Consider the following 20,921-nt stretch of genomic DNA (forward strand, 5'->3'; position numbering starts at 1 on the left):
GCTCGAACCCCGTCGCGGAGCCCTTCGTGATCAAACGCCTTCTCATCGCAATCGTTCTGCTGGTTATCGTCGTGGGCGGTATCGTCGGCTTCAACATGTTCCGCGACAACGCGATCGATCAGTTCTTCGCCGACATGCCCGTCGCTCCGACGACCGTTTCGACCGTGGAGGTCGAGCCGGCCACGTGGACGCCGGGGATCCAGGCGATCGGGACGGTGGGCGCCTCGCGCGGCGTCGATCTCTCGGTGGAGATCGCGGGCGTCGTCGAGGAGATCAACTTCGAGGCCAACGAGAAGGTGGAGAAGGGCGATCTGCTCGTCCAGCTCGACGACACGCAGCAGGCGGCCGATCTGGCGGCCCAGCGCGCACAGGCCGCGCTGGATGCCCAGAGCCTGACGCGGGCGCAGGAACTCCAGAAGCGCGGCGTGGGTTCCGAGACCACCGTCGAGCAGGCGCAGGCCGCCGCGTCGGCTTCCGCCGCGCAGGTCGACAAGTTGGAGGCGGTCCTCGAACAGAAGCGCCTGGTCGCGCCGTTCGGCGGCACGCTCGGCATTCCGCGGATCGATGTCGGGCAGTACATCGCACCCGGCACGGTCGTGGCCACGCTGCAGAACCTCGACGTGCTGCGCGCGGATTTCTCGGTCCCCGAGCAGAGCCTCGACCAGGTCGAGATCGGACAGCCGGTCCGTTTCGGGGTGACCGAGAATGACATGCCGTTCACCGGCAAGATCACCGGCATCGAACCGAAGGTCGACCCGTCGACCCGGCTGGTGCTGATCCGCGCCGAGATATCGAACCCGGACGGCAAGCTGGCACCCGGCCAGTTCGTGCAGGTTCGCGTGGAATTGCCGCGGGAGGACAATGTCATCGCCGTGCCGCAGACGGCGGTCGTCGTCAGCCTCTACGGCGACTACGTCTATGTCGTGCGCCCCGCCGAGAACGCTTCCGGCGAGGCGAAGGACGGCCTGGTCGCCCGCCAGGTCTTCGTGAAGACCGGGCGGCGCTCGGATGGCCGCGTCGAGATCACAGAGGGCGTGAGCCCCGGAGACCTCGTCGTGACGGCCGGTCAGAACCGCCTCAACAACGGCTCTCCCGTCGTCGTCGACAACACCGTCCGGCCGCAGCTGACGGCTGAGCAGGCGCCCGCGCAATGAACATCTCCACCGTCTTCATCCGCCGCCCGGTCCTGTCGACCGTGCTGGCCTTCCTGATCCTGCTGCTTGGAGCGCAGGGCATGTTCAGCCTGTCGGTCCGGCAATACCCGAAGGTCGAGGAGACGGTGATCACCGTCACGACGACCTATCCGGGCGCAAGCGCCGATCTCATCCAGGGGTTCATCACGGCGCCGGTCTCGGCCGCCGTCTCGACCACCGAGAACATCGACTACGTGACCTCGCAGAGCCGCCCCTCGGCATCGGTGGTCACCGTCCAGATGCAGCTGGGGGCAGATCCCGACGCCGCGCTGACCGAGGTGATCGCCAAGGTCAACCAGGTCCGTGGCCAGCTGCCGTCCGACGCAGACGATCCGGTCATCGTCAAGGGCACGGGCCAGCAGTTCGCCATCATGTACCTGGCGATGCAGAACCCGAACATGACCGCCGAGCAGTTGACCGAGTACATCCAGCGCGTCATCCGCCCGCGCATGTCGACGATCGAAGGCGTCGCCGACGTGCAGGTTCTCGGCGCGAAGGAATACTCGATGCGGGTCTGGGTCGACCCGGTGAAGCTCGCGTCGCGCGGCCTCACCGCGGCCGAGGTTCTGGCTGCGATCCGGGCGTCGAACTTCCTGTCCGCTCCCGGCAAGACGCAGAACACCTTCGTTTCCAACTCGATCACCGTCCGGTCGACCCTGCAGAACCCGCAGGCCTTCGGGCAGCTGCCGCTGAAATCGGACGAAGACGGCATCGTGCGGCTCTTCGACGTGGCGGACGTCGAACTGGCAGCCGAAAGCGAGGATACGGTCGTCAACTTCAACGGCGAGGAAGGCACCTTCATCGGCATCTTCCCCACACCCTCCGCCAATCCGCTCGACACCTCCGCCGACGTGATCGACGAACTGCCTGCGATCAGCGCCAGCCTGCCCGACGGCATGACGATCGAGCTGGTCTACGATTCGACGGAAACCATCAGCGCCTCCATCGAGGAGGTCTTCAAGACGATCGCCGAGGCGGTCGCGATCGTCGTCGTCGTCATCCTCTTGTTCCTGGGATCGTTCCGGTCGGTGGTGATGCCGGTGGTCACCATACCGCTGTCGCTGGTCGGCGTCTGCTTCCTGCTGTTCATGATGGGCTATTCGATCAACCTCCTGTCGCTGCTGGCGATGGTGCTGGCGATCGGCCTCGTCGTTGATGACGCGATCGTGGTCGTGGAAAACATCCACCGCCACATCGAGGAGGGACTGCCGCCTTTCCAGGCCGCCTACAAGGGGATGGCAGAGATCACATCCTCGATCGTGGCCATGACAATCACGCTCGCGGCGGTGTTCGCACCGCTGATGTTCACCGGCGGTCTTACCGGCTCGCTGTTTCGCGAATTCGCCTTCACCCTGGCGGGTTCGGTGATCATCTCCGGCATTGTCGCCCTGACCATCACGCCGATGATGTCCGCGCGCATCCTCAAGGCCGGCAACCACAGCCGCTTCCAGAAGGCGGTCGACCGGTTCTTCGACCGCTTCGCCAATGGCTACGAGCGCTGGGTCGGCGGGTCCCTGAATTACCGGCCGGTCACCTTGCTAATCGTCATCGCCCTCGTCTCGGTCACCGGCTTCATGTTCTTCAAGACCACGACCGAACTGGCACCGGAGGAGGATTCCGGAGCCCTGTTCGCGCTCATCACCGCGCCCCGCTATGCCACCACCGAATACACCCAGCTCTACGTCGACCAGATCCGTGAGCTGACCAGCGACATTCCGGAGGTCAAGGCCAACTTCTCGATCGTCGGCTCGGGCGGACAGACGAATTCCGGCTTCTCCGTCTGGGCGCTGAAGGACTGGTCCGAGCGTGAGCGGTCGCAGAAGGAGATCCAGGCCGACATCCAGGCGCGTCTCTCCAAGGTGGCGGGTGTCCAGGCGCTCGTCTTCGCCCCGCCCTCGCTGCCGGGCACCGGTGGCGGGCTGCCGATCTCCATCGTCATCCGCTCGACGGGCGATCCCGCGCGGGTCTACGAGGTGGCGGAAAAGATTCGCCTTGAGGCGCAGCAGTCCGGCCGGTTCATCGTCGTGCAGAACTCGCTCGCCTTCGACGCGCCGCAGATAACGGTGACGATCGACCGCGACCGCGCCGCCGCTCTTTCGCTGCCGATCAGCGACATCGGCACCACGCTGGCGCTGCTCGTCGGCGGTGGCTCCGTCGCTCAGTTCGACCGCGATTCCAACAGCTACGACATCATCATGCAGGTGCCGCAGGCCTTCCGGAACAATCCCGAGCGGCTCGGCGAGTTCTTCATCCGCTCGGTGTCCGGCGAAATGGTGCCGCTGTCGGCGGTGGTCTCCATCTCCACCAATGCCTCGCCCGCCTCGATAGAGCAGTTCAACCAGCTCAACGCCGCGACAATCTCGGCCCTGCCTATCCCGACCGTATCGAGCGGCGACGGCCTGACGACGATCGAGGAGATCGCCCGGCCGCTGCTGCCGGACGGCTTCTTCATCGACTATTCGGGCCAGTCGCGCATCGAGAGCCAGCAGGGCAACACCATCGTCATCGCCTTTGCGCTCGCCATCGTGGTCATCTACCTCGTACTGGCGGCGCAGTTCGAGAGCTTCCGCGACCCGCTTATCATCCTGATGTCGGTGCCGCTGTCGATCTTCGGCGCGATCCTGCCGCTCAACATCGGGCTCGGCACGCTGAACATCTACACGCAGGTAGGGCTGATTACGCTCGTCGGCCTCATCACCAAGCACGGCATCCTTTTGGTGGAGTTCGCAAACCAGCAGCGGCACCTGCACGGGCTCGGACGCCGCGAGGCGATCGTCGCCTCGGCCAAGACGCGCCTGCGCCCCATCCTGATGACGACCGCGGCTATGGCACTCGGTGTGGTGCCGCTCATCACCGCCTCGGGCGCGGGCGCCGCGGCGCGTTCGGCCATGGGCCTCGTCATCTTCGCCGGCCTGATCGTGGGCACCATGTTCACGCTGTTCGTCGTGCCGATGTTCTACACCTTCCTGGCCGCGCGCGATCTGCCGGCCGAACCGGAGACGCCGTCCTACGGGCCTCGCGCGGCGCCCGCCGAATGAAGCCGGCGGGTGCGTAGCTACTAGGGGCGGGGCGGCCAGTGCCCGTGTCAGTGGAGGTCGTCGTGCGACTTCAGTTCCGTCCCGACGCCCCGGCGCGTCGCGGGACGGACCACCATCCTGTGGACGCGCGGCGGTTCGGCGCCGCTGTGCAACGCGCGGATCGTGTCGCTGACGGACGCGTCGGCCTTGGTGGTGCGCTGGTTGTGGCGCACGTAGTCGAGCCAGGTCGGGACGTGGAAGCTCTCGATCCATTGCTCCGGCTTCTCGGTGTCGCGCATCAGTTCCCACTGGCGCGCGCCGTCGCGGCGGCGGATGCGGCGGCGCTCGGCCATGGCGTCGAGAAAAGCGGGGACATCCGTTTCCCGAATGACGTACTCTATCAGGATCACCATCGGACCGCTGCGTGACTGGAGATCGAGCGCCAGCGGCGGCGCCTTCCAGCGGTTCAGCGGGTCGAGGTCGAGCGACGAGCGATCGGGGAGGGCCAAGCGCAGCCCGACGGCAGCACCCGCGACCATGAAGACGGCCGCCGCCAGCAGCGATGCGGAAATCGAATACTCCTCGGCAACGAGACCCCAGACCCAGCTTCCCAGCGCCATTCCGCCGAAGGTCGCGGTCTGGTAGAGCGCCAGCGCGCGTCCGAGGACCCACCGCGGCGTTGAGAGTTGAACGGTGACGTTGAAGAGCGCCAGTGCCAGGACCCAGCAGGCACCACCGAGCCCGACTGCGAGCCCGGTCAGCCATGCCTGGCCGCTCCATGCGGTCAGCGAAGCCGAGACCGCGAATCCGATGAAGGCCATGCGGGCGATCGTCTCGTTGGACAGGAACTCCCGAAGCCGGCCGCCGAGAAACGCGCCGCCGACCGCGCCGATGCCGTAGCAGCCGAGCATCAGGCCATAGAGCAACGCGCCCCCATCCAGTATGTCGCGCGCCACCAGGGGCAGCAATGCAAGCACGACGACGGCCGTGAAGCCGAAAAGGAAGCCGCGCAGGAGAACCTTCTCGATATGCGGCGACATCGCCACGTAGCGAAGCCCGGCGGTCATCCCTGTCCACATGCGTTCTGGCGGCAGGCTGTTCGGCTGCGCGTCGGGCTTCCATCGCGACAGCACGAAGATCAGCGGCAGGTAGCTGACGGCGTTGACCGCGAAGGCGGCAGCCGCGCCCGCGGTCGCCACGATGAGGCCGCCGATCGCAGGACCGACGCTGCGTGTCAGGTTGAAGTTGACGCTGTTGAGCGCGACCGCCGCCGGAAGCGCGGAACGTGGAACCATGTCGCCCACCGATGCCTGCCAGGACGGGTTGTTGAGAGCCGTCCCGCAGCCGATGAGGAAGGTGAAGCCAAGCAGCAGCCAGGGCGACATCGTTCCTAACCAGGCGAAGAGCGCCAGCGCGATCGAGATCGTCAGCATGAACAACTGCGCCACGATCATGACGCGGCGTCGATCGAAACTGTCCGCGAGAGCGCCGGATGCCAGCGAGAAGATCATGACGGGAAGGGTCGTGGACGCCTGAACCAGCGCGACGAGATCGGCCGAAGCGGCGATCGAGGTCATGAGCCACGCCGCGCCGACCGCCTGGATCAGGGCGCCGAGGTTCGACGCCAGGCTCGCCACCCACACGTCCCGGAAAACGGGATGCGCGAACGGCGCAAGCGAGGATGTCCGCTCTGTCACCGCGACGATGTCCTTCCTGAAGACCCCGGGAATCTCTCCTCCACCATGTCATAGCGGGTTGGAGCGTCCCGCCAAGCCCGACGACGGCATTTCCCGCGCCGTTTCGGAGCAATTGCGAACGGGCGCCGCCGGGGTAAGTGTTTCTGCTGCATTGCGTTGTGACTGTCGCAACGCAATATGGCGCCGCAACGAAAGGAGACTGCCCACCATGAGTGCGTCACGCGAAAGCCGGAGGACCGCCGTCGTCACCGGGTCGACATCCGGGATAGGACTGGCCATCGCCGAGCGCCTCGCTTCCGGCGGCTTCAATATCGTGGTGAATTCCTACACCGATGCCGAAGCGGATCATGCGATCGCCGCCGGTCTCGCCCGTCGCTACGGCGTCGAGGCGATCTATGTCCGCGCCGACATGTCGAAGCCGGCCGAATGCAGGGCACTTGTCGAAGCGAGCGCATCGCGTTTCGGGTCGGTCGACATCCTCGTCAACAACGCTGGCATCCAGTACGTGGCGCCGGTGGAGGAGTTTCCGGTCGAGAGGTGGAACGCAATCATCGCGATCAACCTGTCATCCGCCTTCCACACGGCGGCCGCGGCGATTCCCGGCATGCGCGAGGCCGGATGGGGCCGCATCGTCAACATCGCCTCGGCGCACGGCCTGCGCGCCTCGCCCAACAAGTCCGCATACGTGGCCGCCAAGCATGGCGTCGTCGGGCTTACCAAGACGATCGCGCTGGAACTCGCGGGCAAGGGCGTGACCTGCAACGCCGTCTGTCCCGGCTTCGTACTCACGCCGCTTGTCGAGACCCAGATCCAGGATCGCGCGCGGGAGGCGGGCCTCGACCGGGAGACGACGATCCGCGACATCCTCCTCGAAAAGCAGCCGTCGAAGGAATTCGCGACGGTCGAGCAGATTGCCGGGGCGGCGGCGTTCCTGTGTTCGGAAGACGCCGCGCAGATCACAGGCACGACGCTGTCGGTCGACGGCGGCTGGACCGCGGCCTGACGATTTGCGAAACGCGAAGAAACCGGCTTACCGTACCGGCGCTGGCTTCTTCAGTTCCTTCAGGAGCGCCTTGTGGATCGCCTCGTTGCCGGCGACGATGCCGCCGGTGTCCAGCATGCCGGGGCCGCCGTCCCTGTCGCTGACGAAGCCGCCGGCCTCGCGGACGAGCAGGATGCCGGCCGCCATGTCCCAGGGCGAAAGCCCGTTCTCCCAGAAACCATCCATGCGGCCCGCCGCGACGTAGGCGAGGTCGAGGGCGGCCGAGCCCATGCGGCGGATGCCGGAAACCTCGCCCATGACGTTGCGCAATTCGATCAGCGCGTTGCCGTGGTGGCCGCGGCCGAGATGGGGGATGCCGGTGCCGATGACGCTGTCGGACAGTTTCGCGCGGCCAGCGACGCGCAGCCGGCGGTCGTTCATGAAGGCGCCGCCGCCGCGTTCGGCGGTGTAGAGTTCGTCCATGGCGGGATTGTAGACCAGGCCCGCCGTCAGCTGGCCCTGGCGCTCCAGCGCGATCGAGATCGAGAAGAGCGGAATGCCGTGCAGGAAATTCGTGGTGCCGTCGAGAGGATCGACGATCCAGCGGTGCTGGGCGTCCTCGCCCTCTACCACGCCGCGCTCTTCCATCAGGAAAGAGTAGCCCGGACGCGCACGCGCCAGTTCGGTGTAGATGATCTCTTCGGCCTTGCGGTCGGCCTGGCTGACATAGTCGCCCGGACCCTTCATGGAGACCTGGAGGTTTTGCACCTCGCCGAAATCGCGCGCGAGCGAGCGGCCCGCCTTGCGCGCGGCCTCCACCATGACCCTCATCAGCGCCGAATACGCCATCAGCCGAAACCCGCCTTCCCGATGATGCCGCTACTCGGCGCGGCGGATGTAGGTGATCTCGTTCGTGTCGACGAGGATCTTCTCGCCCGCCTCGATGAAGGGCGGGACCATGACGCGGATGCCGTTCTCGAGGATCGCGGGCTTGTAGGACGAGGCCGCCGTCTGGCCCTTCACGACCGGGTCGGCTTCCGTGATCGTCAGGGCGACCTGGTCGGGCAGCGAGATGCCGATCGGCTTTTCCTCGTAGAGCTCGACAGTCACCATCATGCCGTCCTGCAGGAAGGCCGCGCGGTCGCCGACGAAATCCTTCTGGAGCTCGAGCTGCTCGTAGCTCTCGGTGTCCATGAAGACCAGCGCCTCGCCCTGCTCGTAGAGGTAGGAGAAGTCCTTCTGCTCGAGGCGCACCTTCTCGACCGTCTCGGCGGAGCGGAAGCGCTCGTTGAGCTTGGTCCCGTCGATCAGGTTCTTCAGCTCGACCTGGTTGTAGGCGCCGCCCTTGCCCGGCTTCACCGCGTTCGTCTTAACCGCGACCCACAGGCCGCCATTGTGCTCGATGACGTTGCCGGGACGGATTTCGTTGCCGTTGATCTTGGCCATTGGGGTATTCCGGAAATGGGATTTCGCGCAAGCCGCGCAGTTCGGCGCTCCCAAGACCACAAATCGACTAGAGAGGCAAGGGAGCCTCCGCTATCCGATCGAAGTCTGCGCGGCCAAGCGGGTCATCACGCACGGCACGGCGGGGAGGGCGCGGCCCGCACCTGCCCCGCCGGAGTTCGATCGAACGAACCTACCGCGAGGCGAAGCGCGCCTTGGCCGCATCCGTCTGTGGCATGAATAGGGCCACCGCCGTGCCTTCCGGATCGCGGAACTGGACTGACCGGTTGCCCCACGGCATGGTCTTGGGCGGGTGCACCAGATCCAATCCGTCCTTCAACCGTTCGTAGGCGGCGTCGACGTCGTCGACCATGAACTCGATGATGACGGTCCGGTTGGCGCCGGGTTCGGCGCTGCCCTCGGCGAAGATCGCTACCGTTTCGGAACTGCCGATGGCGAGCGCCGCCGACGGCGTGACGATCTCGGCGAACTGCGGCGCCAGCCATTCGGCGGTCGTCTCCGTTACCCGCTCATAAAAGGCGACCATCTTCTCGATATCGGCGGCGATCAGGCGCACGGAAGCAAATTTCATGATGGGTCCCTCTGTGATGCCGCTGGGTCGCGGCTGGGGGACTTATCGCACGGGGCCTACTGACGCCGTTCTGGCAGCAGGGTTCAGCGCCTGCTCAAGGACCCGCCGCGTCAGCGCAGCCGGTTCGCCCGTTCGATCGCCGTCTTCTGCTGTTCGGGCGTGAGACCCTGGAGAAAATCGTCCATCTCGACGTCGCGAAGGCCTACCCGGCGGGCGATGATGTACCAGGCCGCGGCCAGGATCGGGTCCGGCTCTGTGCCGAGGCCGTAGACGTAGAGCTTTGCGAGACGGTTCTGCGCGGCGACGTTACCGCTTTCGGCGGCGCGCTTCATCCAGGCGAAACCCGCCTCGTAGTCGGGCTTGCCCAGCCGTCCCTCGATCAGCCAGGTCGCGAGGTCGAGTTGGGCGGTGTCGAAGTTCTGACGGGCGGCGAGCGTGAGGTAGGAGAGCGCCTTGGCGTCGTCGTTCAAGCCGCCGACGCCGTTTTCGTAGAGCTGCGCCATGGCGTACTGCGCATCGGCGAGCCCCGCCCTCGCTGCTTTTTCGTAGTAGGGGATCGCCCGTTCGAGGCCGCGCGGCCCCGGCTCGCGATCGATCAGCATCTGGGCGAGATTGAAGGCAGCCAGCCTGTGACCCGTATCGGCCGCGGATTTCATCAGTTCGAAGGCCCTCTCCGGGTCCTTACCCGCATACTTGCCGTCGATCAGGACCAGGGCGAACTGGAAGCGCGCCTCCGGGATGCCGGCCTCCGCGGCCTTGCCGTACCATTCCGCCGCTTCCGCAGGTTTGCGCGCGACGCCAAGGCCCCGCGAGAGAATCTCTGCGACCAGCGTCTGGGCCGCAGGATCGCCTTTTTCTGCGCGCGGGAGCGCCAGGTTGTAGGCGGTGATGTAGAGGCCACGCTGGAAGGCGCCGAAGGCGGCATCGGAGGTCTTTTTGCCGAAGCGGAGCAGATCCACGGCCGAACCGGCTGCGCCGCCGGCCTGTTGTTCCTGTGCTTTCTCCGGCTTGGCTGCCTTCGGCCCAGCCGGTTCCGCCGAAAAGGAGGCGGAAGGCACGATCGCGCAGACCGCCGCAGCCATGAACAGGGCGATCGGCTTCACGTTTCCTTCCCGGGTGCCTGCGCGGCCTCGTCGAGCAGGCGATTGGCCTCCGCGACCGCTGCGGCGGGATCGACGCCTTCGCCGAAGACGGCGCGCGACAGGGCTACGAACTCGGCCCCGGTCTCGGATACCTGGCGCACGGACGCAATCTCGCTCGAGCCCATGACGATGCAGGGGACCTCGATCATCTCGGCCCACCAGCGCCCGAGCGTCAGGTTGCGGGGATGCGGCTGCGGATCCGTGTCGTAGCCGAAGCGGCCGAAAAACAGGTAGTCCGGGCGCAGTTCGCCGAGTTCCAGCGCGTCGTCGCGCGTCTTGGCGCCGCCGGTCCCGACCATCATCTTGTCCTGCAGTCGGTCGATGGCATCGGCCAGCGCGGCGCGGCCGCCCTCGACATGGACGCCGTCGGCCTTGACGCGGGCGGCGACCCGCGTGTCGCCGGCGATCATGACGGCGGCGCCAGCTTCCTGGGCCACCGGCACGATCCGCTCCGCCAGCTTCTGGAACGCCGCGTCGTCGAGCCCGTACTGCGGCAGTATAAGCGATGCGACGTCTCCGCCCGAGAGAGCGGCGCGGATAGCCGCTTCCAGCACGGAGGCATCGTCCTCCTGCGGCGCGATCAGCACGAGCCGGCAGCGGTCGGGGATTATGGGTTGCATCGGGTCCATTCTGCGGCAGGCCTATGGCTCGGGATCGTGGTGGCAATTGGGCATAAAGGAGAGGCCGCCGCTTGGCCAGCGGATGCAGCGAGGTATCCGCGTCCGAGTTTCCCCTCGCAATGCTGTCGGTATGCGGCTAAGCGGGGGTGTCCTCCCACCGCGCGATCCAGAACGCCCTTGCTCTCCGATCCCCTCTTCTATGCCGTTGCGATCCCGGCGGTCGCCCTCGTCGGGCTGGCCAAGGGCGGGCTCGGCGGCGCGATGGCGCTGGTCGGCGTGCCGCTGATGGCGCTCGCCATGTCGCCGGTCCAGGCCGCCGCGATCCTGCTGCCGATCCTCGTCCTGATGGACATGGTCTCGCTCTGGTCGTGGCGAGGCTTCCTCGACCGACGGACACTGGTGATCATGCTTCCGGGCGCGATGGTCGGCATCGGCATCGGCTGGCTGACAGCCGCGATCGTGACGCCGGACATGGTGCGGCTGATCCTTGGCATCGTCACCCTGCTTTTCGTCTCGCGATGGTTCCTGCAGAAGCTGTCGCGCGCCGAGAACGCGCGGCCGCACAGCGTTCCGCGGGGGATCGTCTGGAGCACCGTCAGCGGCTTCACCAGCTTCGTCGCGCATGCCGGCGGCCCGCCCTTCCAGGTCTATGCCCTTCCGCTCAAGCTCGACCCCAAGGTCTATGTCGGCACCAGCGTGATCTACTTCGCCGTGATGAACGCGGTGAAGCTCGTCCCGTACTTCGCGCTCGGGGAGCTCGATACAACCAATCTCTCGGCATCGTTCGTGCTGATGCCCGTGGCCTTCGTCGCCACGCTCGCCGGCGTGTTCATCGTCAAGCGCATGAAGCCGGAATTGTTCTATTCGGTCACCTACGTCACCGTCGGGCTCGTCGCGGTGAAGCTGCTGTGGGACGGGGCGGTGGCAGTGTTCTGAATTGCTCCAACGGGTGCGCACAACTCCCTCGTGCGGGCCTGGCCAGGGCGCTCGGTCCCTGGCGAGCAGGATCTTGAGGACAGCCGGGCGACCATGTCGCACAACCCGCTCTCGAATAGTCCTTTCGATGCCGTCTCTCATTGCATGATCCCGCTTGCGAGGGGGCTGTCGACACGCCACTGTGGCGGAGCACGAAGGTGAGATGCGCGCCGAGATGCGAAATGAAGGGGAGGTTACATGGACAGGGAGCATTCCGGCCGCGCCGCGATGCCGGGCATCTATGACGAGGGGCTGGAGCGCAATCCAGCCAACCACCAGCCGCTGACGCCGCTGACCTATCTGGAGCGTGCGGCGCGAACCTTTCCCGACCAGACCGCTGTCATCCATGGATCGGCGAAGCTCAACTATCGCGATTTCTATGCCCGTACGCGCCAACTCGCTTCCGCACTCGCCGCACAGGGCATCGGCAAGGGCGACACGGTGACGGTGATGCTCTCCAACACGCCAGCGATGCTGGAGGCGCATTTCGGCGTGCCGATGGTAAAGGCGGTTCTGCATTCGCTCAACACCCGGCTCGACGCGGCCATCGTCGCCTTCCAGCTCGACCATGCCGAGACGAAGCTGCTGATCGTCGACCGCGAATTCTCCGGCATCGTCAGGCAGGCGCTGGGCATGGCGAAGGTGAAGCCGCTGGTCATCGACTACGACGATCCGGAACATGGCGCCGATGCGCCCTTTCCGAAGGGCGAGCGCATCGGGACGCTTGACTACGAGGAATTTCTCGGCTCGGGCGACGCCGAATTCGCCTGGGCGATGCCGGACGACGAGTGGGACGCTATCGCGCTCAACTACACGTCCGGCACGACCGGCAATCCCAAGGGCGTGGTCTACCACCACCGCGGCGCAGCTCTGATGACCTACGCCAACACCATCCACGCCGGCATGGGCCGTCATCCGGTCTATCTCTGGACCCTGCCGATGTTCCACTGCAACGGCTGGTGCTTTCCCTGGACGCTCGCCGTTCAGGCGGGCACGCATGTCTGCCTGCGCTGGGTCCGCGCGAAGGCCATGTACGACGCCATCGCCGACCACGGAGTGACCCATCTCTGCGGCGCGCCGATCGTCATGTCGACGCTGATCAACGCGCCCGACGAGGATAAGCGGGAATTCCCGCAGACCGTCACCTTCAACACCGCTGCCGCGCCGCCGCCGGAGAGCGTGCTTTCGGGCATGGCCGACGCCGGCTTTGCGGTGACGCATCTCTACGGCCTCACCGAGACTTACGGTCCGGCCGTGGTCAACGAGTGGAAAGGCGCGTGGGACGATCTCGAGAAGGGCGCGCGCTCGGCCCGGAAGGCACGCCAGGGAGTCCGCTACGCGGCGCTGGAAGGGCTCACGGTCATGGATCCGGAGACGATGGTTGAGACGCCGGCTGACGGCGAGACCATCGGCGAGGTGATGTTCCGCGGCAACATCGTCATGAAGGGCTACCTGAAGAACAGGGCGGCCACCGAGGAAGCGCTGGCCGGCGGCTGGTTCCATTCGGGCGACCTGGGCGTGATGCACCCGGACGGCTACATCCAGCTAAAGGACCGCTCCAAGGACATCATCATCTCGGGCGGGGAGAATATCTCGTCCATCGAGGTGGAGGACGCGCTCTACAAGCATCCGGCCGTCGCCTCCTGCGGCGTGGTGGCCAAGAGCGACGAGAAATGGGGCGAGACGCCGGTCGCCTATGTCGAGCTCAGGCCCGGCCGGACGGCGAGCGAAGCCGAGATCATCGAGCACTGCCGCACGCTGCTTGCCCGGTACAAGGTGCCCAGGCAGGTGGTCTTCGCCGAAATCCCCAAGACCTCCACGGGGAAGATCCAGAAGTTCCGGCTGAGGGAGATGGCAAAGGATCTGTGAGACGGGTCGCGGCGGAATTTTGCGTTGCGTGGAAAATGTAACAGTTTCCGTCACCCTGCCGCGTACAGGTGACACGGGGCGGATGCGACTCCCATGCTAGCAGACCGCCCCAGACGACCGGGCGCCGGACGGCGCCGCACGGTCGCCTGGACCTTCGATCTGGAAAGGAACTTTCGAAATGCAGGGCGCTGCACGCAACTTCTTCACCATTGCCATCGTCTACGGCATCCTCGGCATGTCGCTGGGGCTGCACATGTCGATCACCCACGACCACGGCCAGATGCCGGTTCACGCCCATGCCATGGTGGCGGGCTGGCTGATGTCGGCAGTGTTCGGGTTCTTCTACCATCTCTATCCCGCGGTCGGCCGATCGCTGCTGGCCCGGGTGCACTTCTGGGTCCAGTCGGTGAGCGGAGTATTCCTGCTCGTGGGGCTTTATTTCCTGTTGGCCGGCAACGAGGCCATCGAGCCGGTCGTGGCGGTTGCCTCGCTCGGCTTCTTCGGCGGCATGCTGATGTTCGCCTGGATCGCGCTCCCGGTTGTGTGGGGTCCGGTCGGACAGCGCGACCTGGCGACGGCCGGCGCGCGATGAGAGAAATGAAGATTTCGTTCGAGGCGTTAACCCAGCGTTAAGCTTTACGGCTGTTTACTATGTCCATCCAGTTCTCTGGATTCTGACTGAGCGGCTGGGGCTGCTCTGTTTGACGCCTCCCTGTTAAACTCCTGAGAGCCGCTTTGCGCGGCTCTTTTTTTTCGCCAGCGGCAAAGCGGAAGCCCGCGTTAACCCTTCGTTAAACATCGACTTGCCTACGCCGTGGAGAAATCGCATTTTCGCGCTGCCGGTCGTTGGGCGGGAACAGTGAACGCGTGATAGCGTTCGAGCAATTCGGAAATCCGGCGGCAAAAAGGGGTGGTGTCATGAGTGAGCCTGTCAGACAGAGTGCAACGACGATCAAGCTCGCCGAGCGCCGCGTCTTCTCGGCCTCCTTCAAGCCGCTCTACGACGAGGGCATGGGTCTGGTGGAGCAGACCGCCGAATATCTCGATGGCGACGGACGCGCCGCGGCGAAGGGCTTGTCGCGTATCGGTGCGACCCTCTACGCGGCCGAATCGATGCGGCTGACCACCCGCCTGATGCAGATCGCGTCGTGGCTCCTCCTCCAGCGCGCCGCCAATTCCGGCGAGATGACCCGCGAACAGGTCGCCGCCGAAAAGACCAAGGTGAGGCTCGACACCGCTTCCGCGCGGGACGGCGCGTCGGGCTGGGAGGAACTCCCCGCGGCGTTCAAGGCACTGGTGGAGCGCTCGCTCAGCCTGCAATCGCTGGTTCGACGCATGGACGACGAGATCTACGGCCACGGCGCCGAACCGGTCCAGTCTGCGCCGCGTCCAAACCCCGTTTCCGACCAGATAACGCTCCTGCGCACGGCGTTCGGCCGGAACTAGCCCGCTTCGATGGCGCCGGCGAGGGCGGCGAAGAGCGGCTGGACGGCGGGCAGCGCGAAGATCGCGGCCGCGACGATGAGAAGGAAGGTGACGCGGCGGTAGACCGCATCGCTCGCCCACCCGTACAGGTGCGAGCCGATTGCGAGGCCGGCGAAGTAGAACGGCGCCGCAACGACACCCAGCATCACCGCGTCCGCTTCGAAGAGCCCTGCCAGCCACAGGTTTGCGATGGAGAGGCCCTCGCCGATAAGGAAGAGGGTCAACAGATTCGCGCGCATGATCGCGGCAGGCAGGTTCGCCGCCAGCCAGTAGATGATGACCGGCGGGCCGGGGATGGAGGCGATGCCCGACAGCAGCCCCGCGACGCCGCCGACCGCGAAGGAGACCGGCGCGCCGCGCGGCCCGCGATAGCGCCAACCGCTCCACAGCGCCGCCGCGCAGGCGAGGATCGATAGCGAGATGCACCATCGCAGGGCGACCGGATCGCCGTGCTTCAGCACGTAGACGCCCGCCGGAAGAAGCAACGCCAGGCCGAGCGCCACTGGCAGGACCTCCTTCCACCGCGCGATCTTCAGAGCCGGCAGGGTGATCGGGAGGACCGGCAGCGAGTCCATGATGACGATCACCACCAGCGCGACCCTGGGACCGTAAAGCGCGGCGGCGACCGGAGCGACGATCATTCCGGTGCCGAAGCCCGACATGCCCCGCGCCACGCCGGCGACGGCGACCGTCGCGAGGAGCATGACGAGGGCGGCATCGAGGTCCGGCAGCGGTGGGAGCAGGGGAGGGTCTCCTGAGAAACGGCCGCGGAAGGTGCAGAATAGGCAATCCGGGGAGATCCGGTCGAACGAGCGGCGCAGTTTGTTTCTTATTTGTTCACATCCGGATGGCAATGGTCCTACGTCCGCATAGAGTAGGTCCATGGCTGAAACGATTCGCATCATCGGCATAGATCCCGGCCTGCGCCGCACCGGCTGGGGCATCGTGGAAGCGTGCGGGAATGCGCTTCGCTTCGTTGGCGCCGGTACTGTCGTATCCGATGCCAAGGCCGACCTCGCCTCCCGGTTGTGCGAACTGCATGACGGGCTGTCCGCCATCATCCACGCGCAGATGCCCGACGAAGCGGCAGTGGAACAGACCTTCGTCAACAAGGACGCGGTCGCCACCTTGAAACTCGGCCAGGCGCGCGGAATCGCGATGCTGGTCCCGGCGAAGGCCGGGCTGAGGGTCGCCGAATACGCGCCGAACGCGGTGAAGAAGTCCGTGATCGGGGTCGGTCACGGCGACAAGCGACAGATCCACATGATGGTGAAGGTGCTGATGCCACGCGCCGTCTTCGACACCGACGACGCCGCCGACGCGCTCGCGATCGCGATCTGCCACGCGCACCACCGGCAGAGCGTGACAGGCCGTCTGGCCGCCGCCGCGCGCGTGGCGTGACCGGTTTGTTCTTGACTTGTTCTACTGTACCGCGTAGGTAATACCGCAGAGGTATTACCATGCGCGTTACGTCCAAGGGCCAAGTGACCATCCCCAAGGAAATCCGCGAGCAACTCGGCATCCAGCCGGGCTCGGAGGTGGAATTCGTCAACGACAATGACGGCGAGGTGAAACTTCGCCTGCTGCCCTCTGTCGACAGAGACGTCGAACCGGCTGAATCCATCCGCAAGTGGACCGCCCGCGTGGCTGGCACATTGGACTTGGGAGGAATGACAGCCGACGAGTACTTCGAGTCTATCCGGGGCGAGCGCGATGACCTCGGTTCTCGTTGATTCCAATATCTTCTTCGACGTCATGCTTGGAAGCGATACGGCGGAATGGTCCGCAGGCAAGCTCGTCGAACTGGGGGGCAAGCGGCCGTTGGCGGTCAATCCGATCATCTGGTCCGAGATCGGCGCCAACTTCGCTTCGCCGGAGGCATTGAGCCGAGCACTCTCTGGCCTCGTTCTGGAAAAGCTGTCGCTCTCGTTCGAAGTTGCCTTTCGCGCCGGGCAGGCATATCGCGCCTATCGACGCGCCGGCGGTTTGCGCGAGCGCACTCTGCCCGACTTCCTGGTCGGAGCGCATGCGGAAGTGGAAGGGCACGCGCTTCTCACCCGCGATTCCAGGCGCTACGCCACCTATTTCCCATCCCTCGAGATCATCGCTCCAGAGACATATCCATGATCGGCAAGCTCAAGGGGACGCTGGACGAGATTGCCGAGGATCACTGCGTGGTGGACGTGCACGGGGTCGGCTACGTCGCCTTCTGCCCGACGCGGACCCTGGCCAGTCTTCCGGGCGTCGGCGAGGCGGTGACGCTGTTCATCGAGACCTACGTGCGCGAGGACATGATCCGGCTCTACGGGTTCGCCACCGCGCTCGAGCGCGAGTGGTTCCGGCTGCTGCAGAACAACGTCCCTGGCGTCGGCGCGAAGGTCGCGCTGGCGGTGCTGTCGACGCTGTCGGCATCCGAACTCGCCAACGCGGTCGCGCTGCGCGATGTGGCGATGGTGGCGCGGGCGCCCGGCGTCGGCAAGAAAGTGGCCGAGCGCATTGTCACCGAACTGCGCGACAAGGCGCCGGCCTATTCGGGCCCCGCATCCGGCACGATGGGCCTGAAGCAGGAACTCGGCGATGGCGTGGCGCCGGCCCCGGTGGCCGATGCCGTCTCGGCACTGACCAACCTCGGCTATTCGCGCGACGTTGCGGCGAACGCGATCGCGGCTGCGATGAAGGCGGCGGGTGAAGGGGCGGATTCGGCGAAGCTGATCCGGCTGGGGCTGAAGGAACTGGCGCGATAGCGGTTGTGCGCGGCGCTGGTTCTTACTATTCTCGTTTCGTAGGAAAAGATCCCGGGAGTAAGACATATGGGCGCTTATACTACGATGACGTCCAAGGGTCAGCTTACCATCCCGAAGGATGTGCGCGAGGAACTCGGACTTGGGGCAGGCACTCGATTTTACGTGACCGTTCGCAACGGCGAGGTCGTCGCCATGCCGAAGAACCGGAAGCTCGCCGACCTCGCGGGAATTCTTGGTCGCCCTCCGGCGGGTGCGGGAGCCACCATCGAGGACATGGACGATGCGATCGGCCAGGCCGTCGCGGAAGACGACGTCCGGATCGTGCGAGAATGGAACGAGGCGCACGGTAGAGGGAAATGAAGGCCGTCGATACCAACGTTCTCCTGCGGTTCGTCGTGCGGGATGACCCGAAGCAGTTCGAGGTCGCATCCCGGTTCCTGACCGCGCGCACCGCCGACGACCCGGCCTATGTCAGCCTCATCGTGCTTGCGGAAATGGTTTGGGCACTCGAACGCCGCTATGGATACCCGCGTGACTCGGTGCGCGGCGTCGTGCTCGCGCTGCTGGAGTCGGCTGAGGTCGTATTCGAGGAGGAGGCGTCCCTGTCGATGCTGATCGCCCAGAAGGCGAAAGGCGACATCGCCGATCACCTGATCGCGCTTAGCGCACGGCGAGCGGGATGTGCGACCGTGGCGACTTTCGACAAACGGGCCGCCAGGGCCATTCCGTCCATGGAACTCCTGACATGACCACCGCCCCCCGCCTGATCACGCCGGAAAAGCGCGGCGAGGACGTCGACGTCACGCTGCGCCCGCAGTCGCTGAACGAGTTCGTCGGCCAGGCGGCGGCGCGCGCCAACCTGAAGGTCTTCGTGGAGGCGGCCAAGTCGCGCGGCGAGGCGCTCGACCACGTGCTCTTCGTCGGCCCGCCGGGTCTCGGCAAGACCACGCTGGCGCAGATCATGGCGAAGGAACTCGGGGTGAACTTCCGCTCCACCTCCGGCCCGGTCATCGCCAAGGCCGGCGACCTTGCCGCGCTGCTGACCAATCTCGAAGACCGCGACGTCCTTTTCATCGACGAGATCCACCGGCTGTCGCCCGCCGTGGAGGAAATCCTCTATCCAGCCATGGAGGATTTCCAGCTCGACCTGATCATCGGCGAGGGGCCGGCGGCGCGTTCGGTCAAGATCGACCTCGCCCGCTTCACCCTGGTGGCCGCCACCACCCGCCTCGGCCTCATAACCAATCCCCTGCGCGACCGTTTCGGCATTCCCGTCCGGCTCGATTTCTACACGGTCGAGGAACTGGAACTGATCGTGCGGCGCGGGGCGCGCATCCTGGCGCTGCCGATGAGCGACGACGGCGCGCTGGAGATCGCGCGGCGCGCCCGCGGCACGCCGCGCATCGCCGGCCGGCTGCTCAGGCGCGTTCGCGACTTCGCCTCGGTGGCAGGCGCCGAGAAGGTGACGCGGACCGTGGCCGACGAGGCGCTGCTTCGGCTGGAGGTCGACGCTCTAGGGCTCGACAGCCTCGACCGGCGGTATCTGTCCATGATCGCCAGAAATTTTGGCGGCGGGCCGGTGGGCATCGAGACCATCGCCGCCGGCCTGTCGGAGCCGCGCGACGCCATCGAGGACATCATCGAGCCCTACCTCATCCAGCAGGGCTTCATCCAGCGCACCCCGCGCGGACGGATGCTGACCGGTAACGCCTGGAAGCACATGGGCCTCGAGCCGCCGCGCAATATGGCGGAAGTGCAAGGGCGGCTGTTCGAGGAAGAGTAGGATCTTCGTCTTCCTACCGTTCTAATGACGGGTTTCGGACTACCGCAGCCCCCGCACCACCCCCAGCACATCCTGTTCCGCCGGCCGGCCCTCGAACTCTTCCGCCACCCCGAACGCCCCGCCATAGCCCCACATCGACCACGCAAATCCGTGCGTCTCGGCGAGCGCGATCATGTCGCGGTAGTAGGCGGCGCGCCATTGTGGCGGCATGACGAAGTCGTTCTGCCATTCCTGGCGGATCATGCCGAATTCGCCGAGGATGATGTTCTTCGGATCGATGCCATGTTCGGCGGCCCATGCGGCGGCGGTGTCGAAGGGTTCGGCCATGGCGGCCGCGAGTTCCTCCTTCGTGTCGATCGCCGCGACCTGCTCGTCGAGATAGGCGAGCATGCCCGACTGGCGCAGCCATGGCGCCTCGGCCCGGATTTTTTCGCGTGCCTTCTCGACCGCCGCGTCCAGCTCGGCGCGCGGCACGGCATGGGGCGGGTAGGGAATGCCCGTGACGTAGCGGATGAAGTCGCCCGACCAGGTTGCGCCTTGGTGCGTCAGGAGGAAGGGCGCGTAGGTGTGGAAGGACCAGATGACGTTGTCGTCGGGGATCTGCGCCGGGTCGATGGCGGCGAGACCTTCGGCCGTGCCCCAGCAGGCGCCGGTGAGCACCAGCGTCAGCCGTGTGGCGGAGGCGCGCGCGGCCGCGTAGAGGCGCTGCAGCCGCTCGGGCCAAGCGGCGTCCTGTGGTCCGCATTCGGCCACTGGCTCGTTCATCAGTTCCAGTGCGATCCGTTCGGGATCCTCCGCCTTCAGCGTGCCTGCCATGCGCCGCACCACATCGAGGTAGCGGTCGAACAGCGCCGGATCGTCCATCACCTGGCCCATGCCGACTGATCCGCTGGAACCGGTCGGGAAGAGGTGCAGGTCGACGATGGCCTTCAGTCCCGCGTCTTCCACCAGGCGCACGGCGTCGAGCACCTCGCCGTAGAGCCGGTCGTGGAACCGCGCCGAACGGTCCGACAGGAAGGGTCGCGGATCGATCGGGATGCGCACGAAGTCGAAGCCGTCGGCCTTCAACTTCTCGAGGCCGGCGGCATCGAGCGTGCGGCGCCATTCGGGAAAGGGCAGGAGCACGCCTTCTTCGCCCCAGCGACTCTCGTCGGGCCAGGTGACCCAGATGTCGAGATTGATGCCGCGCTGCGCCTGGAAGGTCGCGGCGTGTGCCGGCAGGGCGATCAGCGCGATCGCGATCGCCAGTACCCAGCCGGCGAGCCGCCGCGCAACGTAGATCCGTCCCGTTCCCGGCCCGGCCTTGATCGAGGCGGGGCGAAATGCCATCGAGGTCGCAAGGTGCCGCATGCGGCGAGACATGGCAGAGCGAACCTTCG

General features: G+C 66.0%; 22 protein-coding genes. 14 read left to right on the forward strand and 8 right to left on the reverse strand.

Features of this window, described 5'->3' with window-relative positions:
* Positions 1-26 precede the first annotated feature (26 nt).
* Positions 27-1,154 (forward strand): efflux RND transporter periplasmic adaptor subunit, encoded by a 1,128-nt coding sequence (locus ABGN05_RS11210; RefSeq protein ID WP_367954092.1) that lies wholly within the window; start codon positions 27-29, stop codon positions 1,152-1,154.
* Complete coding sequence (locus ABGN05_RS11215; protein WP_367954093.1) at positions 1,151-4,231, forward strand: efflux RND transporter permease subunit; 3,081 nt, start codon at positions 1,151-1,153, stop codon at positions 4,229-4,231. Before ABGN05_RS11210 ends, ABGN05_RS11215 begins: the two co-directional genes overlap by 4 nt.
* Positions 4,232-4,278: 47 nt before the next feature.
* Here the strand turns inward: ABGN05_RS11215 and ABGN05_RS11220 are convergent, their stop codons facing one another.
* Entirely contained in the window at positions 4,279-5,907 is a 1,629-nt protein-coding gene (locus ABGN05_RS11220; RefSeq protein WP_367954094.1) for an MFS transporter, read from the reverse strand.
* Between the two features lie 208 nt (positions 5,908-6,115).
* On the opposite strand from ABGN05_RS11220, the gene ABGN05_RS11225 reads away from it, so the two are divergent.
* Complete coding sequence (locus ABGN05_RS11225; protein ID WP_367954095.1) at positions 6,116-6,910, forward strand: 3-hydroxybutyrate dehydrogenase; 795 nt, start codon at positions 6,116-6,118, stop codon at positions 6,908-6,910.
* Positions 6,911-6,937: 27 nt separating this feature from the next.
* On the opposite strand, the gene ABGN05_RS11230 is transcribed toward ABGN05_RS11225, so the two are convergent.
* The 5 genes from ABGN05_RS11230 to ABGN05_RS11250 form a co-directional block, all read right to left on the reverse strand.
* Positions 6,938-7,738: an inositol monophosphatase family protein gene (locus ABGN05_RS11230; RefSeq protein WP_367954096.1), complete on the reverse strand. Its 801-nt coding sequence runs from the start codon at positions 7,736-7,738 to the stop codon at positions 6,938-6,940.
* A gap of 30 nt (positions 7,739-7,768) precedes the next feature.
* Positions 7,769-8,335: an elongation factor P gene (efp, locus tag ABGN05_RS11235; RefSeq protein WP_367954097.1), complete on the reverse strand. Its 567-nt coding sequence runs from the start codon at positions 8,333-8,335 to the stop codon at positions 7,769-7,771.
* Between the two features lie 190 nt (positions 8,336-8,525).
* A complete protein-coding gene (locus tag ABGN05_RS11240) occupies positions 8,526-8,924 on the reverse strand; it encodes a VOC family protein (RefSeq protein WP_367954098.1) in 399 nt (132 codons plus the stop codon).
* Positions 8,925-9,034: 110 nt separating this feature from the next.
* Entirely contained in the window at positions 9,035-10,027 is a 993-nt protein-coding gene (locus tag ABGN05_RS11245) for an SEL1-like repeat protein (protein WP_367954099.1), read from the reverse strand.
* The gene (locus ABGN05_RS11250) at positions 10,024-10,686 is read right to left on the reverse strand and encodes a thiamine phosphate synthase (protein ID WP_373695913.1); all 663 of its coding nucleotides are present in this window, start codon (positions 10,684-10,686) and stop codon (positions 10,024-10,026) included. Before ABGN05_RS11250 ends, ABGN05_RS11245 begins: the two co-directional genes overlap by 4 nt.
* 177 nt (positions 10,687-10,863) lie before the next feature.
* Between ABGN05_RS11250 and ABGN05_RS11255 the strand changes: the two genes are divergently transcribed.
* The 4 genes from ABGN05_RS11255 to rcdA all read left to right on the forward strand — a co-directional run bounded on the left by ABGN05_RS11255 (position 10,864) and on the right by rcdA (position 14,976).
* A complete protein-coding gene (locus ABGN05_RS11255; protein ID WP_367954101.1) occupies positions 10,864-11,622 on the forward strand; it encodes a sulfite exporter TauE/SafE family protein in 759 nt (252 codons plus the stop codon).
* A 267-nt stretch (positions 11,623-11,889) separates the two neighbouring features.
* On the forward strand, positions 11,890-13,530 hold the full coding sequence (locus ABGN05_RS11260) for an acyl-CoA synthetase (RefSeq protein ID WP_367954362.1): 1,641 nt from the start codon (positions 11,890-11,892) through the stop codon (positions 13,528-13,530).
* Positions 13,531-13,708: 178 nt separating this feature from the next.
* Positions 13,709-14,122: a hypothetical protein gene (locus ABGN05_RS11265; protein ID WP_367954102.1), complete on the forward strand. Its 414-nt coding sequence runs from the start codon at positions 13,709-13,711 to the stop codon at positions 14,120-14,122.
* A gap of 326 nt (positions 14,123-14,448) precedes the next feature.
* A complete protein-coding gene (gene rcdA / locus ABGN05_RS11270; RefSeq protein ID WP_367954103.1) occupies positions 14,449-14,976 on the forward strand; it encodes a protease adaptor protein RcdA in 528 nt (175 codons plus the stop codon).
* Here the strand turns inward: rcdA and ABGN05_RS11275 are convergent.
* Positions 14,973-15,719, reverse strand: coding sequence for a TSUP family transporter (locus ABGN05_RS11275; protein ID WP_367954104.1), 747 nt, complete (start codon positions 15,717-15,719; stop codon positions 14,973-14,975). The two genes, rcdA and ABGN05_RS11275, sit on opposite strands and share 4 nt — an antisense overlap.
* 178 nt (positions 15,720-15,897) lie before the next feature.
* On the opposite strand from ABGN05_RS11275, the gene ruvC reads away from it, so the two are divergent.
* The 7 genes from ruvC (at position 15,898) to ruvB (ending at position 19,542) form a co-directional block, all read left to right on the forward strand.
* On the forward strand, positions 15,898-16,416 hold the full coding sequence (gene ruvC / locus ABGN05_RS11280) for a crossover junction endodeoxyribonuclease RuvC (protein ID WP_367954105.1): 519 nt from the start codon (positions 15,898-15,900) through the stop codon (positions 16,414-16,416).
* Positions 16,417-16,475: 59 nt separating this feature from the next.
* Complete coding sequence (locus ABGN05_RS11285) at positions 16,476-16,748, forward strand: AbrB/MazE/SpoVT family DNA-binding domain-containing protein (RefSeq protein ID WP_367954106.1); 273 nt, start codon at positions 16,476-16,478, stop codon at positions 16,746-16,748.
* Positions 16,729-17,142: a type II toxin-antitoxin system VapC family toxin gene (locus tag ABGN05_RS11290; protein WP_367954107.1), complete on the forward strand. Its 414-nt coding sequence runs from the start codon at positions 16,729-16,731 to the stop codon at positions 17,140-17,142. Before ABGN05_RS11285 ends, ABGN05_RS11290 begins: the two co-directional genes overlap by 20 nt.
* Entirely contained in the window at positions 17,139-17,759 is a 621-nt protein-coding gene (ruvA, locus tag ABGN05_RS11295; RefSeq protein ID WP_367954108.1) for a Holliday junction branch migration protein RuvA, read from the forward strand. Before ABGN05_RS11290 ends, ruvA begins: the two co-directional genes overlap by 4 nt.
* Before the next feature lie 66 nt (positions 17,760-17,825).
* Positions 17,826-18,119, forward strand: coding sequence for an AbrB/MazE/SpoVT family DNA-binding domain-containing protein (locus ABGN05_RS11300; RefSeq protein ID WP_367954109.1), 294 nt, complete (start codon positions 17,826-17,828; stop codon positions 18,117-18,119).
* Positions 18,116-18,508, forward strand: a complete 393-nt coding sequence (locus ABGN05_RS11305; protein ID WP_367954110.1) for a type II toxin-antitoxin system VapC family toxin — start codon at positions 18,116-18,118, stop codon at positions 18,506-18,508. The genes ABGN05_RS11300 and ABGN05_RS11305 overlap by 4 nt, the downstream gene beginning before the upstream one ends.
* On the forward strand, positions 18,505-19,542 hold the full coding sequence (gene ruvB / locus ABGN05_RS11310) for a Holliday junction branch migration DNA helicase RuvB (RefSeq protein WP_367954111.1): 1,038 nt from the start codon (positions 18,505-18,507) through the stop codon (positions 19,540-19,542). Before ABGN05_RS11305 ends, ruvB begins: the two co-directional genes overlap by 4 nt.
* A gap of 39 nt (positions 19,543-19,581) precedes the next feature.
* Here ruvB and ABGN05_RS11315 read toward each other — a convergent pair whose 3' ends face one another.
* Positions 19,582-20,904 (reverse strand): glycoside hydrolase family 5 protein, encoded by a 1,323-nt coding sequence (locus tag ABGN05_RS11315; protein WP_367954112.1) that lies wholly within the window; start codon positions 20,902-20,904, stop codon positions 19,582-19,584.
* Positions 20,905-20,921 lie beyond the last annotated feature (17 nt).

Source organism: Aquibium pacificum, from assembly GCF_040839445.1.
Classification (GTDB): Bacteria; Pseudomonadota; Alphaproteobacteria; order Rhizobiales; family Rhizobiaceae; genus Aquibium; species Aquibium pacificus.